Below are 16,918 nucleotides of genomic sequence, written 5' to 3' on the forward strand. Positions count from 1 at the left end.
AGTGGTATCCCCTAGGGGATTCGAACCCCTGTTACCGCCGTGAAAGGGCGGTGTCCTAGGCCTCTAGACGAAGGGGACACAAGGACATATTAATTTGAATTTCGTTAAAAACTCTCGCTTAATATCGGCGGTAAGTTTGGTGGAGCTAGACGGGATCGAACCGTCGACCTCTTGCATGCCATGCAAGCGCTCTCCCAGCTGAGCTATAGCCCCAAACTTATTAAACCACATTTAAGTGCACTACAAGCATTTGCTCGTCTGTGTCTCAACTGCGAGGCGCATTCTATGCAGCGCACCTAAATGTGTCAACTCGTTTTTTAGGAATTTATTCTATCTGCTACAAATTCAATCGCTTTGGATATTCTTTGCTCAGAGCGTGCCTTTCCTATTAAGAATAAGGTGATATCTAAGCCTGGAGACTGCCCTGCTCCGGTCACAGCGACACGTAATGGCATCCCCACTTTACCCATACCTACTTCTAATTCCGCAGCGGTGGCTTCAATCGCTTGGTGGATACCTTCAACGGTCCATTCCGGTAATGCCGCTAGCTTTTGTTGCACCAATTGTAATGGCTCAAGCGCCACACCACGTAAATGCTTTTTCGCCTGCTCGGCATCGAACTCTGCAAAATCCTCATAGAAGTAACGGCTAGATGCAGCTAACTCTTTTAACGTTTTGGCACGTTCAGCTAATGCTGTCACTACAGCTGATAAAGCTGGACCATTTGACGTATCAATCTTTTGATCGTCCATATGCCACTGTAAGTGGGAAGCCACATATTCAGGATCAAGCGTCTTAATATAGTGTTGGTTTAACCAAACCAGTTTTTCGGTATTAAAGGCTGAAGGGGCTTTGTTAATATCATCTAACTTAAAGTACTGCTTCATTTCCTCTAAAGAGAACACTTCTTGGTCGCCATGTGACCAACCTAAACGTACTAAATAGTTAAGCAGTGCTTCAGGCAGATAACCATCATCACGGTATTGCATCACGCTTACCGCACCATGGCGCTTAGACAGCTTGGCACCATCATCCCCTAAGATCATCGATACGTGGGCGTATTCAGGAATAGGTGCACCCAATGCTTTAAGGATGTTGATTTGGCGTGGCGTGTTGTTGATATGGTCTTCACCACGCACTACACAGGTAATCCCCATATCCCAATCGTCTACCACTACACAGAAGTTATAGGTAGGTACACCATCGGTACGAGCAATGATCAGATCATCTAACGCGTCGTTTGAGAATTCGATACGGCCACGAACATGGTCATCAAATACGACTGAACCACCGATAGGGTTTTTAAAACGTACAACAAAAGGCTCATCAGTATCACGCGCCGGCAAGTCTCGGCAGCAACCATCGTATTTTTGCGCTTCGCCATTTGCCGCTTGTGCTTCTCTTAAGGCATCGATACGTTCACGCGAGCAATAACATTTATAGGCAGTGCCCTGCTCTAACATTTGCGCGATGATTTCGTTATAACGATCAAAACGCTTAGTTTGATAGTACGGGCCCTCATCCCACGTTAGACCTAACCAGTTCATGCCCTCTAAAATGGCATCACAAGCGGCCTGAGTAGAACGCTCAATATCCGTATCTTCGATACGTAAAACAAACTCACCGTTATTGGCACGGGCTTGTAACCAAGAATAAAGTGCAGTACGGGCACCGCCCACATGCAAAAAGCCTGTTGGGCTAGGGGCAAAACGCGTCTTAGTTGTCATAGTGGGACACTAACCTATATAAAGTCGTCTAGATAAAGACAATCACGATAAAAAGTGGGCTTATTCTAGCAGCCTAAGTCTGCGCTGCAAATGGAACATATCCGCTGATAATACAGATAACACAAAAGTCGATGTATTAATTCGATATAGATATCGCTAGCTGACCAATCATAATAGAAACTAAACGCGCTCACTCACCTCGACTCAGGATCATAAATGTATACCAACGCTGTTGAACTCATGCCCTATAACCGACCTAAAAATCCATCGTCTCGTCGATAATGAAAACCTGATAAAGTATAGTGGTTATTTGCGCGGTAACATTCACTATGGGCTGATATACAAAGCTTGCTTAAATCACTCAATCTTAAATTGCCCAATAAAGTAACACTTTAAATGAGCGCATGATTAACATTAAGTCAATGCGAACAAAAATAGCGCGACCAATGCTTTTTTCATTAAAAAGCGTTGACACCCGATCGAACCTCCCTATAATACGGCTCCACACAGCAGAGGTCGCTTAGCTCAGCTGGGAGAGCACCTCCCTTACAAGGAGGGGGTCACTGGTTCGATCCCAGTAGCGACCACCATGTGTTAAATGCAAATTTAATCATGGTTTACATGTTGTTATATACCCTGGTCGCTTAGCTCAGCCGGGAGAGCACCTCCCTTACAAGGAGGGGGTCACTGGTTCGATCCCAGTAGCGACCACCATATAACCTCACTGTGTAGTCATTCCCAGGTCGCTTAGCTCAGCTGGGAGAGCACCTCCCTTACAAGGAGGGGGTCACTGGTTCGATCCCAGTAGCGACCACCATATTTGTGAATGACATAAAAATTTGTATTGAAAGAATTCCGGTCGCTTAGCTCAGCCGGGAGAGCACCTCCCTTACAAGGAGGGGGTCACTGGTTCGATCCCAGTAGCGACCACCATATTCTTCATTACTGATTTACCCCGGGTCGCTTAGCTCAGCCGGGAGAGCACCTCCCTTACAAGGAGGGGGTCACTGGTTCGATCCCAGTAGCGACCACCATATTCTGCACTACTGATTTACCCCGGGTCGCTTAGCTCAGCCGGGAGAGCACCTCCCTTACAAGGAGGGGGTCACTGGTTCGATCCCAGTAGCGACCACCATATTTACCTCAAAAACTTTACCGCCTTAGTATCTCAACTATGCTTGTTCTAAATCAGCATGACGTTAATTGAGTCCATTACCTAGCATTTACCCTGATTTTGGCTAAAACGCGCTGATCCATTGTCTTGAGCTATTTGGAGATCAGCACTATGGCCAGCGTCAGTCAATCTGCATCCCTCACCAATATTGCAGCGTATTTAAAACATACCCATGCCTGTGACGAGCAAACAGCCTTAAGAGAAGCCCGTGAGGTCATGCAAAACCTTGTGAGTATGCGCCAAAAAGGGTTTATTACTGGCTGGTATTTCGATGAACGTGGACACTTGGAGTTACTCCCAAGTGATGAGATCTTAAAACGAATAGGCGAAGATCACGGCTGACCGTCACTGTGCTTTATTTTATCCATGTCACCTCCCCCTACTCCACAGTCATTTTTCAAACCGTTTTTGATCTAAAAGCAACTTATTTTGCTCAGTTAACCATCAAGCTAAAAACCTCAGCTCATATCTCACAAAATGCAGTTTGGGTGGATTTCCACCCATAGCCAAAATCAACGTGAGCGAGATCTCACCCACAAAACTAAAAGTGTGACAAACATCAAATGAACTACACTTTATTAACCAAACACTTACAGAATCCATCGTAAGTTGGCGTGGTATTTGCCTTTATTAAGACAGACCTCAGGGAAATCAAGGCTGTATTCCTACTCACACTTGGTAACAAACTAACCAAGGCTGAGGACAAATCCTAACAACAGAAAAAGGAACTCAAAATGACATTGAATCAACAAACTGGATTGACCCGTCCACTCAAAACCTTAGTCAAAATGCTCGCCGTTGCCTCCGTATTCGCAACCAGCTTTAACGTATTTGCAGAACCGATTGAAATTAAGTTTTCGCACGTTGTGGCAGAAAATACGCCCAAAGGCCAAATGGCACTGAAGTTTAAAGAACTCGTTGAGCAACGTTTACCGGGTGAATACAAGGTCAGTGTATTTCCTAACTCACAGTTATTTGGGGATAACAACGAGTTAGCAGCACTATTGCTAAACGATGTGCAATTTGTAGCACCTTCACTCTCAAAATTTGAACGTTACACCAAACGCTTACAAGTTTTCGACTTACCTTTCCTGTTCAATGACATGGATGCAGTAAACCGTTTCCAACAGGGTGAAGCAGGTCAAACACTACTCAACTCAATGAGCCGCAAAGGGATTGTGGGTTTAGGCTATTTACACAATGGTATGAAGCAGTTTTCTGCTAACGCACCACTCAAGCAACCTTCTGATGCTAAAGGCTTAAAATTCCGCGTGATGGCATCTGACGTATTAGCCGCACAGTTTGATGCAGTTGGCGCTATCCCAGTGAAAAAACCATTCTCTGAAGTGTTCACCCTGCTACAAACCCGCGCGATTGACGGTCAAGAAAACACTTGGTCTAACACTTACTCACAAAAATTCTATGAAGTTCAAAGCCATATTACAGAAAGTAACCATGGCGTGTTGGATTACATGGTCGTGACCTCTGATGCCTTTTGGAAAAGCTTACCTGCGGACAAACGTAAAGTGATCAAAGAAGCATTAGACGAATCTATCGCTTTAGGTAACAAAATCGCTGCAGAAAAAGATAACGAAGACAAGCAATTAATCCTTGATTCAAAACGTTCTCAATTGGTGACCTTAACCCCAGCAGAACGTCAACAATGGGTTGATGTGATGAAACCAGTATGGGCTAAGTTTGAAGACCAAGTCGGTAAAGATGTGATTGAAGCCGCTGTTGCTGCAAATAAATAATAATGAAATAAGCCGCTTAATCTCATTTTGAGGTTAAGCGGTATTTAAGCGAGGGGAGTACAGCTGTGATATCGCGAATTTTTGGTTACTTTGAAGAAGGGGTGCTCAATCTCTTGATCACCTTAATGACACTCTTAGTGTTTACAGAGGTAGTGGCACGATTTTTCTTCAATACCGGTTTCTTATGGATCCAAGAACTCACCTTAACCCTGTGTGGTTGGTTTGTACTCTTTGGTATGTCCTATGGGGTGAAAGTCGGCGCTCACATCGGTGTTGATGCGTTTGTAAAAAATCTACCACCTAAAGCTAAAAAGCTCACATCTCTAGTGACAGCATTGATTTGCTTGGCTTATTGCGGACTATTTCTAAAAGGTAGCTGGCAATATCTGTCGCAGATGTACCAAATTGGCGTTCCGATGGAAGATATTCATTTCCCTAAGTTTTTGTTAAACAGCTTAGATCCTGACTTTGCTTGGAACACATTAAAAATTGATATTGAAGACGGCGCTGTGCCAATTTGGTTATCCCAAAGCATTCTATTGATTGGTTTTAGCATGTTGACTTGGCGTTTCTTAGAACTGTTTATCGCTATCCTGCGCAACCAAGTCTCTGGATTCCAATTTGCCGATGAAGCGAAAGAAAGCATGCATTTAATTGATGAAGCTGCTCAGCACGCACAACAAGAAACAGACAATAAGGAAGCGAAGTAATGGCCATTGCGACCCTCTTTACTGCCCTACTCGTCTGTATGTTTTTAGGTATGCCTATCGCAATTGCGTTAGGTTTCTCGAGCATGCTGACGATTTTATTCTTTTCCAACGATTCCCTCGCCTCTGTGGCATTAAAACTTTATGAGTCATCGTCAGAGCACTATACCCTGCTGGCGATCCCTTTCTTTATTCTGTCCTCGGCTTTCCTATCAACCGGTGGCGTGGCAAGGCGGATCATCGACTTTGCAATGGATAGTATCGGCCATATCCGTGGCGGTTTAGCCATGGCCTCTGTGATGGCCTGTATGTTATTTGCCGCGGTTTCAGGTTCTTCCCCAGCGACAGTTGCCGCAATTGGCTCAATTGTTATCGTTGGCATGGTAAAAGCAGGTTATCCCGAAAAGTTTGCTTCAGGGGTAATTACCACCTCTGGTACTTTAGGGATTTTGATCCCACCTTCAATCGTGATGCTAGTATATGCAGCTGCGACAGAAGTCTCTGCGGCTAAAATGTTCATGGCGGGTTTAATCCCAGGCTTAATGATGGGTTTCCTACTGATGATAGTGATTTATATCGTCGCCCGTTTTAAGAATCTGCCATCACGTCCCTTCCCTGGCTTTAAGCAACTGGGAATTTCCAGTGCCAAAGCCTTAGGCGGTCTGGCGCTGATCTTTATCGTGTTAGGTTCAATCTACGGCGGTGTAGCCAGCCCAACTGAAGCCTCCGCTGTGGCTTGTATGTATGCATACTTTATTGCGGTATTTGGATATCGTGATATTGGTCCATTGAAAAATGTCGCATGGCGTAACCCTAATGAAGCCATCCCAAGCGCGATTGCTCGTAACTTAGGTCATATGGTGCTGGGGCTGATAAAAACTCCAATCGACAAAGAAATTCGCCATGTGGTGCGTGATGGTGCCAAGGTCAGCATCATGCTGCTGTTTATTATTGCCAACGCCATGTTGTTTGCACACGTGCTCACCACTGAACGTATTCCCCATATTATTGCCGAGTATATTGTGGGGATGGGGCTACCCGCTTGGGGCTTCTTAATCATTGTTAACTTACTGCTGTTAGCGGCGGGTAACTTTATGGAGCCATCAGCGATCGTGTTAATTATGGCGCCAATTCTATTTCCGATTGCTACTCAACTTGGTATTGATCCTATCCACTTAGGCATCATTATGGTGGTCAACATGGAGATTGGTATGCTAACGCCGCCTGTTGGGCTTAACCTCTTTGTGACTGCGGGGATCACTGGCCGCAGCATTGGTTGGGTGATCCAATCCGTACTGCCATGGTTAGCACTGATGTTGGCCTTCCTGGCGCTGATCACCTACGTGCCACAAATCTCGCTATTCTTGCCAGAATTACTGGATAAGCTTAATGGATATTAATCTTCAGGAATAAAGATTATTCCTTGATTCTAGATAGTTTTTAAGCGAGCCTACTCAGGCTCGCTTTGTTTTATTCAGTGTGGATCAGGATCGCCTGCTATGTTGCCCATGACGCCTAAAGCCAAAAAACGTCTATTCATGACCATAGTGCTACTTGCGGGTTTGTTTGCCATCTTAAAATTAACGTACTGGGTGCATTTTTATCAGGGAAAAATAGACATCCAACAACAATCTGAGAAACAACTCAAAGAGCTAGTCAGCTTCTTAGATGGCGCCCTGTCACGTTATGAAAGCATCCCTCATGTACTCTCAACCAATCCCATGCTCGCCAATGTGCTCAACGATCAACAAAATGCCAAGAAGGTGCAAGAGCTCAACCTGTATTTAGAGGAAATTCAGCATGTGACAGAGGCGTCTGATATTTATCTTATCGATGCCCTCGGCATTGCAATCGCAGCCAGCAACTGGCAACAGCCATTTTCATTTATCGGCAAAGACTACTCCTTCAGACCCTATTACACCGATGCGATTTCGGGCAATTTAGGCCGCTACTATGCGGTGGGCACTAGCTCGGATAAACGCGGTTTTTACTTTTCTTATCCTATTTATCAGCAAGACGGAAAAGGCATTCTGGGTGCCATTATTGTGAAAGTGGATATCGCCGATATTGAACAGCAAAGCACCAGTATTGCAATGGCTGGCCAATACCAATTTTTAATCAGCGATCCCGACGATATCGTGTTTATTTCAAGTGTGGATGAATGGCGCTTAACCTCACTCACACCACTGACTCAGGCCAAACAATATGCCTTAAATGCCTCAAAGCGTTACGCCGAACGCCCGATAGGTGAACTATTAATAAAACCGCAATATCAAGAAAATAGCCTCAGCAGCGGCCATATCTACCAAATCCGCCAAGGCAATAATCAAGCGCAATATATGGATACCCACCATTTGATGACTAAAGCGGGTTGGCGAGTACATATTCTTGCACCATTAAAACCGCTACATGACTCTTTACCCGCACTGATGCTGCTATCGGCATCTATCTACTTGCTGCTTGCCTTAGGTTTACTCTTTAGCAGTGAGCGACGCCGTAACTTGCAGCGTATGCAATTAGCACAAAGTTTGTTAGAGCAACGGGTCGAGGAGCGTACCCAAGATCTGCAGCAGGCAAATGATCGTCTAAAAGATACCCAAGATGAACTGATCCAAGCCGCTAAGCTGACCGTGATTGGTAGTTTATCCGCCAGTATCAATCATGAGCTTAATCAACCCTTAGCGGCCCTTCGCAGCTACGCGCAAAATACTCAAACTTTCCTTGCCCGCAATATGCAAGATAAGGCACTGGATAACCTGAAAATTATTATTGAGCTGACCGACCGCTTAGCCGATATTGTTGGGCAATTTAAAAGCTTTACCCGTAAGAGCAAAGGTGCGGATAGTGCCACCGATCTTAAGGGCTGTATAAAACAAGCACTCACCATAGTCCAGCCCGAAATCGACAAGCAAGGGGTCGAGCTCGATGTGCTGCTACCCGAAGGCCAATATCAGGTTTGGGGCGACAAAGTGCGCTTGCAGCAAGTGTTTGTCAATATTATCAGCAATGCGGTAGTCGCTATGCAGCAATCTCCAAAACGCACACTGAGTATTAGGGTAAACTGCCAAGATAAGTTCTGTATCAGTATTCAAGATTCTGGCCCTGGAGTACGCGAAAGCCAAATGGAGAAAATTTTTGAGCCTTATTTTACCACTAGCGAGCGTACAGGACTTGGCCTAGGTTTATCCATTTCCCAGCGCATTATTGAGTCTATGCAGGGGCAGATTAATGTTGCCAATGCCGAGGACGGCGGCGCCATTTTCCACATTATTTTACCGATTTATTTAGCTGAGGAACGCCAGTCATCATGAGTCTTCCCAATTCAATTCAAGACTATAGCGTACTGATCATCGACGATGAGCCCCATATTGGCACAGTCCTAGTACAACTGTTTGAGCTTGAAGGCATCAAAGCCTTCGCCACCACCGATCCTAAAGGCATTGCTAAACTCCTTGATAGAGACTGGACAGGTGTGGTGATTTCAGATGTGAATATGCCGCAACTCGATGGCATCAGCCTAATGCAGCAAATTCGCCAGCAAGATCCCGATTTACCCGTCGTGCTACTCACTGGCTTTGGCGATATCGCTATGGCAGTCAATGCGTTAAAGCAAGGTGCCTACGATTTTCTCGAAAAACCCTTTAACAACGAGCATATGTTAGATGTGGTGAAACGTGCCTTGGATAAACGCAGCCTCACCCTCGAAAACCGCAAGTTAAAGAAAGAGTTAGAAAGCCATAACGTGCCAGGGCCAAGAATATTAGGCCACAGCGTCGGCATTTTGCGTATGCGCCATATTATCGACCAAGTTATCGACACCCCCGCCGATGTGCTTATCGAAGGTGAAACTGGCACGGGTAAAGAATTGGTCGCCCGCTATCTGCATGACCACAGTAGTCGCAATCAGGCCAACTTTGTCGCTATTAACTGCGGCGCTATTCCTGAAAATTTAATTGAGAGCGAACTCTTTGGTGCCGAAGCCGGCGCGTTTACCGGCGTTGATAAGCTACGGATAGGTAAGTTTGAGTACGCTAATGGCGGCACACTCTTTTTAGATGAAATCGAAAGTACACCGCTGTCGTTACAAGTCAAACTGCTGCGGGTGCTCGAAGATCGCAAGGTCGAACGCCTAGGCTCCAATAAAAGCATCCATTTGGACATTCGGGTGATTGCCGCCACTAAAGTGGATTTAAAGTCCCTATGTGACACAGGGGAATTCCGCCAAGACTTGCTCTATCGCTTGAATCTGGTGACTGTGCCAATTCCACCACTCAGGGATCGCCGCGAAGATATCCCTTTATTGTTCTTACATTTTGCTCGTATGGCATCAGCGCGCTATCACAAGGCCTTGATTGCCCTCAATGCCGAGCAAAATGCCATCCTTACCTCCCACGATTGGCCGGGTAATGTGCGCGAACTTAGAAACCTCGCAGAGCGTTATGTGTTACTCGGTGGTGAAGCCGCCTTCGCTGGCAGCTTAGGTAATGCACCGAGTCTGCATACCAGTATGTCCTTACTGCAACGGGTTGAGTTTTTTGAGCGAGTCTTGATTGAAGAGGCCTTAAGTCATAACAAGGGCAGTATTAAGCAAACCATGGAACAACTCGAACTGCCCCGCAAAACCTTGTACGACAAGATGCGTAAGTACGATTTAGACCGCAAGCAATATATCAACGCCGACGAATAAGCTTGTCGGTGCCAATAAAAACCCCGCAAACCGGAACACTGCTGCGGGGTTTACTTTATCTAAGGAACTTCAAACTCGCATTACAATGCTTATGTTTCAAAAACGCATATTGCAAAAGTGAGTCATTACTCATCCCGCACGCACATGCCTTTTGATGATTTCACATAAGGCGCAAGAGTAGGCATCATCCCTTTCATCACTTGTAATGGCAGCGCCGAGGTAAAACTAAAATCATCGGACTTACTGCCCGGCACAAAGGCAGTTAAGGTGCCGAAGTAGTTATCACCTAAGTAAAACACAAAAGTCGCAGTACGGTTCATCGCCGTGGTAGCGACTTTTCGGCCCTGCTGCATCTGGGTCACAATACGGTTATCGCCCGTACCCGTTTTGCCGCCAATGGCCAGCATCTCGCCGTTATCATCGGTAAAGATACCCTTAAGACGTCGTGCAGTGCCGTTTTGAACGACATTTGCCAACGCCGCCTTTAACGCCTGAGCGACTTCATGACGCATCACTCGTTCGCCTTGGGTATTTTGGTTTTCGAGCCGTACTTCATAGGGTGTACCTTCAGCAAAGTGCAATTGATTAATCCGCACCGTCGGTAAACGATAACCATCGTTTTGAATAATCCCCATTAATTCCGCTAAAGCAGCAGGTCTATCTCCCGAGCTACCGAGCGCCGAACCTAAAGAAGGCACCATAGATTCAAAGGGATAGCCTAAACGTGCCCAACGCTGATGAATATCGAGGAAAGCTTCGACCTCCAGCATTACTTGTACTCGCACATCCCTTGCGTTTTTGTGCCGAGTTCTAAACAGCCAGCGATAGACTTCCTGACGCTCATCTTTACTGGCCTCTTTCACATCGTTGAGGTTAGCTTCAGGATGTTGATTCAAATAATCGAGTACCCAGAGTTCAAGCGGATGCACCCGCGCGATATAACCTTGATCTGGGAGGTTATATTTTTCGGGGCCGTACTTGTTATATAGCTCTTTGATGCGCTTATCGGTGTAACTATTTTGTGGTAGCCGCTGCTGTAAAAAGGCCTTAAAGGCGGCGATAGACTCATTAGGCTGCAAATAACGATAAGCCGCAGTGAGTTGTTGTTCAGCTTGGGTTTGACCATCGAAAAACAGTTCTAAACGCTCATTGGGTGCCACTTTCTTATATTTACGGTAGAACTTAGTCACGAAGGTATTGCCCTCTCGGTCAGCAAATACCCGCAGATATTCCTCTCGGCGCGGATCCTTATCATTGCGCAGCAAACGCGCCATATTGCCTTCGTTTTGCATACTGCTGCTGTAGTTGACAATGTCACGCATTAAGCGCACGAAGGGCAAGTTGATCGAGTCTTGCAGTGCTTGATACATGGTCGGAACCTTAAGATCTTCTGTTTTCTTAAAGTTATTAAATACATGTAAACCACCGCCGGTGAAGAACTGCTCATTAGGCGAGGCTGAATATTCCCGTTGCAGCGCGGCGTCGAGCATGCGATCAAGGCGCCTATCGGGATTGACAATCAAATAGTCAATCGCCCAGCGCGTGAGATGATCGCGAGGTTCAATCACAATCGACTCCAACTCAATGCCGTGTTTTTTCGAATACTTATCGTGAATTTCAGCAATGATCTCAAGGTAAGTCGCGAGTACCCTTAGCTTTGCCGTCGACCCAAGCTCCAACTTACTACCTTCGTTAATATCGAAAGGTTGGTCAGTACTGTCTGTTTGTACCCGTACACGATTGGCCGTGGCGGTTTTTTCATACAGCGTAAAACTGTAGAGTACGTTTTGCAGTTGGCTAGGTTCGAGTAAACGCTCACCTAAAAGTCCGACTTTTTCAGCCGTTGAAGTTTGCCCAAGGCTGCGTAAGTAGTTACTTACTTGCTGTTGTAACTCACTGTGTAGACTACTATTCACGGTTAAATCGAGTCGGTCCAAATCATATAACCCGACATTCAACATACCCGCTGTACGAATACGGATAGTGTTAACGCCCTTGTCTGCGCCCGATTGGGTATTACGCTGAGGTTTAGCGACTTTAAACTGTAATTTTTGTCCTAGTGCGGCATCCCTGAGTTTACGGTCAATCAGATAATATTGGCCGAGTAAACGGATATGGCTATCAACTAGATTCTCTAAATCTTCATGTCCCTGTAATAGGTAATAGGAAGGACGACGCTGAGCAATCATCAGTGCTACCACCTGGCGAAACACTTGGCCACGTTTGGCTGTATTAGCTTTAATTTGGGGGGAAGACAACAGTTGGTTTGCTGTATCGAAATCTGTACCAAACCAAGCCCATAGGCCGTCACCTATGCCATGCACTTCACCATGGTTAGGGGCTGAGGATAAAGGCACTGTGTTTAAGTAATCTTGGATGATACGTTTACGGGCAGGTTCAGTGATTTCTCCCTGTTGGTACACTCGCACTGTTGCTGAGGCTATTTGCAGCAATTTATCCTTGATACTTAAAGTTAATCCCTGAGAAGAATGGCGGAACTTCTCAATTTGCGTCGCCAGTGTACTGCCACCCGCTGTTGAGACATTCATCCCCACCATTTCAGCGATTTGGCTCATCCCCGCCACAATAAAACGTGGCCAATCAATCACCGGATTTAGTTTTGGCTCTGTGGTCCACAACTCGCGGTTTTCAATAAACAGCAAAGTATTGACGATTTCATTAGGGATTTTATCGTCATCCTGATACACACGTTTTGGATAAGTGAACTCGTAGAGATCGGTATTGCGACAGTCAAGCAAGGTCAAACCCGATTGTGCTTTCTCATGGTAAGGCGGGAAAAAGCCTATCTGGGCGTATTCCTGCAACGCAGGAGAAAACTCAACCTGCTGTGTCACTTGGAAATTACGTTGCAATAAGCGATCAATATATTGTGGCAACTTACTGTAGCCATGACGCTCATCGAAGGGGCCATAACTTGGATAGATAATCGACTGAGTAGGCTCGTTTTTCAGCTCATAGGTCAGAGTTTTAGCGTATTGGTGAATATACTTAGACTGGTAATAAGAGGTTTTGACCTCCTGACCAATCAAAATCGCTAAACAAAAAACCAGAATAAATAATAGAAACCAAGCACGCCCTTTAGATCTAGGCTTACGCTCACGCTTTGCCTTAGGCTCGGGTTGTGGCGGACGAGGACGATAGTTTTCAAATTGCATTTCTTGCGTAGAATTAGGCAAAACGGCTCCAAAAAATCACTTAACACATCCTTTCTACGTGGGATTTTTCCCAACTTATGCTTAATACATCAACATGAAGTACAACGGCAAAACTCACACTTATGCTTATCTGAGTGTATCGCCGCGATACATTCTTATTACCTTGCTCGAACAAGATCTAACTGCTCTTGGATGATGGATTATATGTGTTATATCTCACCATATTTTAATGACTTGGCAGCAAGCCTCAAAGTGGTTAGCACAAAAATTTCTTATATTTTGGTTAAGTGCTAACCGAGCTTAGGTTAATCCCAAATAAACTCACGAAAATGTTTACGGCATACCGATTCGTAACTTTCATTACCGCCAATTGCGACCTGCTCACCTTCGCGCATGACTTTTCCTTCACCATCTAGCCGCACCACCATATTCGCTTTGCGACCACAGTGACAAATGGTTTTTAGCTCAATTAATTTATCTGCCCAAGCTAATAAATAATGGCTACCACTAAAAAGCTCACCTTGAAAGTCAGTCCTCAACCCATAGCACAATACAGGGATATCTATATTATCAACAATATATGTAAGTTGTTTGACTTGTTCTTTAGTTAAAAACTGGCATTCGTCTACCAACACACAACTCAGATGATTCACTTGATGGGCAGCGGTAATCATTTCAATCAAGTTGTCATCACGGCTAAAAACCTGCGCCTCAGTCTCAATACCAATCCGCGAAGCTACTTTGCCCTTACCGTATCGATCATCGATAGAAGCCGTCATCACTAACGTATTCATACCGCGCTCACGGTAGTTATAGGAAGATTGTAATAAAGAGGTAGATTTACCCGCATTCATTGCTGAATAGTAAAAGTACAATTGCGCCAAAATGAATCCCTTTTTCAAACTGATTGATCATATCTCTGTCACCAGAGTTTATGCCGCTTAGTTTAGCATTGCGCTTGACCCTAGCACACTAGGCCTTTCTCAGCTTTTATACTGAAATCTCAATCTAAATATCTAGAATGGATATTTTAGTGATTTCATGGTCAATCAACTTTGAAAATCATTGTTCGTATTTCTGTTCAACGCTCAACATATGGAAACAGATAAAGCCATAAAAGCGCAATTGTTACAACAACCTTAATTTAACCTTAAATATTGTTTTAATTAAGAAAAATCACATTAACAAAATTTTAGAAATGCGATCTACCTCCAAAGTTATAGTCCTAAATGCGGTTTGGTTCAAAAAACAAACATATCAATAACAGTAATATTTCATCCGAGACCAAAAGTACTCAATTTAAAAAATAAAAGTATTCGATGCTTGCAAATGAAATCAGCGGTTCAAAGCACTAATCTCCCCTGCAAACGTTAGTGCTGCAATCCGTGCCTTTAAATGCGTATTGGATTAATGGAGATTATGATGAGAATATTCACCTCTAAAAAACTGGCATACGTTGTCGCCTTAGCACTTACCGGTGCTCTCGTAGGTTGCGGCAGTGATGGTAAAGATGGTGTAGATGGCGCGCCAGGCACTCCGGGGACACCTGGCACACCGGGAACACCGGGTGAACCTTGGGTTCCACCACCAGTCACGAGTTCAACAGTCACCAATGTAAAAGTACTGAACTATAGCTTTGGTGAAGGCAATATCACCTATGAATTTAAGATCACTGACGAAAATGGCAACTTAATCAATGGACTGAAAAATGCTGAAGCCAAAGTTGCAGCATTAACCGATAAAGGCTTTATCAATAATAGAAATGAAGCCGACAAAACCGACGCAAGTGGCAATCCTGTCAAAGATAACGTCAATATCGGTGGCGCTGCGACTCAAGCAACTGAGGGCGCTTTGCTCACTTCATTAGGCGATGGTCACTATAGCTTTAAAGCCCCAATGAAAGGTGTTAACGCAGGTACCGAAGGTATTGTATGGCTCAGAGTCGGCGGTAATACTGAAACTGGCATTGCTCGCTCAGCACCGCTGGTGGTGAACAAGCCAGAGGGAACTCATTCAACCACGACCGATAGTTGCTATTCCTGTCACGTAGACTATTCAACAAGCCCACGTCGTCACGCTAGTTATGTAGCAACCGGTATGGACAGCGAAGTCACCTTCGTTGAAGGCTGTTTAGTCTGTCACGGCTCAGTTAGCTTTGCAGCAAAAAATGCCGAAGGTTTCTCTATCGGCGGTTATGCAACCAACACACTGTCTAAGATTGGCCACATTAATCACCAGAAATTTACTAAAGATTTCAGCGTGATGAACTGTAGTTCTTGCCACGTTGAAGCTCCAACCAATATTAGTGTTTCAGGCCCAGGCTGTATTGACTGCCACAATACTGGTGGTGTACCTGGCGCGATTGTGCCAAGTAATGGTGCCGATGTCCGTCCGATGCATGAAGGTAAAACAGGTATTACTGAGCGCCAAGCATTACGTGCTAAGTATAAACTTGAATTATCTACCCCTGTTAAAGTTGATGATATTTCAACAAAAACAGATCATTATGCGCCAACTGGTGCAGCAGTAGTGATGACAGATCCTGGCTGGTGTACCACACTTACAGTCAAAGACACCGATGGTAATATTTTTAATATTAAAGATAACTTCAACTACTCTAGTCCATTGGTTTATGACGCGAAAAAACCTATTGTCTATGCCGGAGCATACTTGCATGGCTATGAAAATGGCAGCCTAGTTGGCCGCCCAGGCAACCGAACCAATTACTACTATGGTTACAATGCTGATGGGTCTAAAAATATCTGTCATCGACTCGCAGATATCCAAGCCTTTAATGCCAACTATGCCTACTCTGCACGTGTGACCTTCAGCACCGCAGGTTGGATGGAGTACGACGGTAACCAACGCTATCAAAGCAATGGCATCCTCAGAGCCAATGGCTATGACGGCTCAATGGGGGTCTCGTTCACCGCATACTCTGATGTAGTCGATCCTGCGACTGCAACCAAAGTATCCGCCTTTGAACGTCGCACCGTAGTCAGTGATAACAGCTGTACTACTTGTCACAATGATGCCACCGCATTCCACAAAAATGGCGCATTTGACGAAGGCGGTAAGGCTTGCGTAGCTTGCCATGATAACGGTATGGCACGGACTTCGGCCACTCTGGGTGCTGGTTTTGGTCCTATGGTGCACAGCTGGCACTGGGGCAACGGTGCGAATATCGGTGAGATGAAGGCCGATGGCACTCAAGCGAAAACCGCTAACGGTGCAGGTGCAATCAACCCAGTCACAAGCTGTGTTGCCTGTCACGAAACCGCGATTGATTTAAACAAAATACCAAACCAATACATCCTTGAACCTGGTAACAAAATGACCAGCCCTGTCACCGCTAACTGCTATGCTTGCCACACAGGCGATGCAGTCAAAGCTCACATGGCTAGCAATGGTGGCGAGATCAGCGTTCCTGCCGTAGGTGATTGGTTCAAACAACCAACAGGAGAAGCATGTGCTGTTTGCCATAACACAGGTAGCAGCTCAGGTATCGATAAATACCACAACTTCACCCGTAAATAGTTAATCGTCCCGCTATTTTCCCTGCAAGAAAATAGTTCAAAGCGCCCCGTAACCTTGGGGCGCTTTTTTTGTTTACTTTTACTTACAACTTCATCCCATAGGTTTTCAGTCCTATTTAAGTTAGTAACGCTAGAGTCACAAAAACTACAATTCTAA

The 16,918-nt window shown here is 45.1% G+C and carries 10 protein-coding genes and 8 tRNA genes; 13 read left to right on the forward strand and 5 right to left on the reverse strand.

Annotation, left to right across the window (positions count from 1 at the left end):
- Positions 1-2: 2 nt before the first annotated feature.
- From HG547_RS09875 to gltX, 3 genes are all read right to left on the reverse strand, one after another.
- Positions 3-78, reverse strand: a tRNA-Glu gene (locus tag HG547_RS09875).
- A gap of 59 nt (positions 79-137) precedes the next feature.
- A tRNA-Ala gene (locus HG547_RS09880) sits at positions 138-213 on the reverse strand.
- A 104-nt stretch (positions 214-317) separates the two neighbouring features.
- A complete protein-coding gene (gene gltX, locus HG547_RS09885) occupies positions 318-1,727 on the reverse strand; it encodes a glutamate--tRNA ligase (RefSeq protein ID WP_037431714.1) in 1,410 nt (469 codons plus the stop codon).
- Positions 1,728-2,241: 514 nt separating this feature from the next.
- Here gltX and HG547_RS09890 point away from each other — a divergent pair.
- The 12 genes from HG547_RS09890 to HG547_RS09945 all read left to right on the forward strand — a co-directional run bounded on the left by HG547_RS09890 (position 2,242) and on the right by HG547_RS09945 (position 10,049).
- Positions 2,242-2,317 (forward strand) — tRNA-Val (locus tag HG547_RS09890).
- Between the two features lie 48 nt (positions 2,318-2,365).
- Positions 2,366-2,441 (forward strand) — tRNA-Val (locus HG547_RS09895).
- A gap of 27 nt (positions 2,442-2,468) precedes the next feature.
- Positions 2,469-2,544, forward strand: a tRNA-Val gene (locus HG547_RS09900).
- Positions 2,545-2,584: 40 nt separating this feature from the next.
- Positions 2,585-2,660: transfer RNA gene (locus tag HG547_RS09905), tRNA-Val, on the forward strand.
- Between the two features lie 25 nt (positions 2,661-2,685).
- Positions 2,686-2,761 (forward strand) — tRNA-Val (locus tag HG547_RS09910).
- 25 nt (positions 2,762-2,786) lie between these two features.
- Positions 2,787-2,862: transfer RNA gene (locus HG547_RS09915), tRNA-Val, on the forward strand.
- Positions 2,863-3,012: 150 nt separating this feature from the next.
- A complete protein-coding gene (locus tag HG547_RS09920) occupies positions 3,013-3,243 on the forward strand; it encodes a hypothetical protein (RefSeq protein ID WP_011073026.1) in 231 nt (76 codons plus the stop codon).
- A 392-nt stretch (positions 3,244-3,635) separates the two neighbouring features.
- The gene (locus HG547_RS09925; RefSeq protein WP_055647658.1) at positions 3,636-4,655 is read left to right on the forward strand and encodes a TRAP transporter substrate-binding protein; all 1,020 of its coding nucleotides are present in this window, start codon (positions 3,636-3,638) and stop codon (positions 4,653-4,655) included.
- Positions 4,656-4,720: 65 nt separating this feature from the next.
- A complete protein-coding gene (locus HG547_RS09930; protein WP_037420550.1) occupies positions 4,721-5,365 on the forward strand; it encodes a TRAP transporter small permease in 645 nt (214 codons plus the stop codon).
- Positions 5,365-6,762 (forward strand): TRAP transporter large permease subunit, encoded by a 1,398-nt coding sequence (locus HG547_RS09935; RefSeq protein WP_037428311.1) that lies wholly within the window; start codon positions 5,365-5,367, stop codon positions 6,760-6,762. The genes HG547_RS09930 and HG547_RS09935 overlap by 1 nt, the downstream gene beginning before the upstream one ends.
- A 99-nt stretch (positions 6,763-6,861) precedes the next feature.
- Entirely contained in the window at positions 6,862-8,673 is a 1,812-nt protein-coding gene (locus HG547_RS09940) for an ATP-binding protein (protein ID WP_169547754.1), read from the forward strand.
- Entirely contained in the window at positions 8,670-10,049 is a 1,380-nt protein-coding gene (locus HG547_RS09945) for a sigma-54 dependent transcriptional regulator (protein WP_037420542.1), read from the forward strand. Before HG547_RS09940 ends, HG547_RS09945 begins: the two co-directional genes overlap by 4 nt.
- Positions 10,050-10,174: 125 nt before the next feature.
- On the opposite strand, the gene HG547_RS09950 is transcribed toward HG547_RS09945, so the two are convergent.
- Positions 10,175-13,246 carry a transglycosylase domain-containing protein gene (locus HG547_RS09950; RefSeq protein WP_169547755.1) on the reverse strand — a complete coding sequence of 1,024 codons (3,072 nt, stop codon included), beginning with the start codon at positions 13,244-13,246 and terminating at the stop codon, positions 10,175-10,177.
- Between the two features lie 284 nt (positions 13,247-13,530).
- Positions 13,531-14,109, reverse strand: a complete 579-nt coding sequence (locus tag HG547_RS09955; RefSeq protein WP_037420539.1) for a thymidine kinase — start codon at positions 14,107-14,109, stop codon at positions 13,531-13,533.
- A 538-nt stretch (positions 14,110-14,647) separates the two neighbouring features.
- Between HG547_RS09955 and HG547_RS09960 the strand changes: the two genes are divergently transcribed.
- Positions 14,648-16,762 (forward strand): cytochrome c3 family protein, encoded by a 2,115-nt coding sequence (locus HG547_RS09960; RefSeq protein WP_169547849.1) that lies wholly within the window; start codon positions 14,648-14,650, stop codon positions 16,760-16,762.
- Positions 16,763-16,918: the final 156 nt, after the last annotated feature.

This window comes from Shewanella sp. DNRA4, assembly GCF_012843185.1.
Classification (GTDB): Bacteria; Pseudomonadota; Gammaproteobacteria; order Enterobacterales; family Shewanellaceae; genus Shewanella; species Shewanella xiamenensis.

Coding starts and splice junctions, on each gene's coding strand:
- HG547_RS09960 (WP_169547849.1), top strand. CDS start 14,648: ATGAGAATATTCACCTCTAAAAAACTGGCATACGTTGTCGCCTTAGCA.
- HG547_RS09935 (WP_037428311.1), top strand. CDS start 5,365: ATGGCCATTGCGACCCTCTTTACTGCCCTACTCGTCTGTATGTTTTTA.
- gltX (WP_037431714.1), bottom strand. CDS start 1,727: ATGACAACTAAGACGCGTTTTGCCCCTAGCCCAACAGGCTTTTTGCAT.
- HG547_RS09920 (WP_011073026.1), top strand. CDS start 3,013: ATGGCCAGCGTCAGTCAATCTGCATCCCTCACCAATATTGCAGCGTAT.
- HG547_RS09945 (WP_037420542.1), top strand. CDS start 8,670: ATGAGTCTTCCCAATTCAATTCAAGACTATAGCGTACTGATCATCGAC.
- HG547_RS09925 (WP_055647658.1), top strand. CDS start 3,636: ATGACATTGAATCAACAAACTGGATTGACCCGTCCACTCAAAACCTTA.
- HG547_RS09940 (WP_169547754.1), top strand. CDS start 6,862: ATGTTGCCCATGACGCCTAAAGCCAAAAAACGTCTATTCATGACCATA.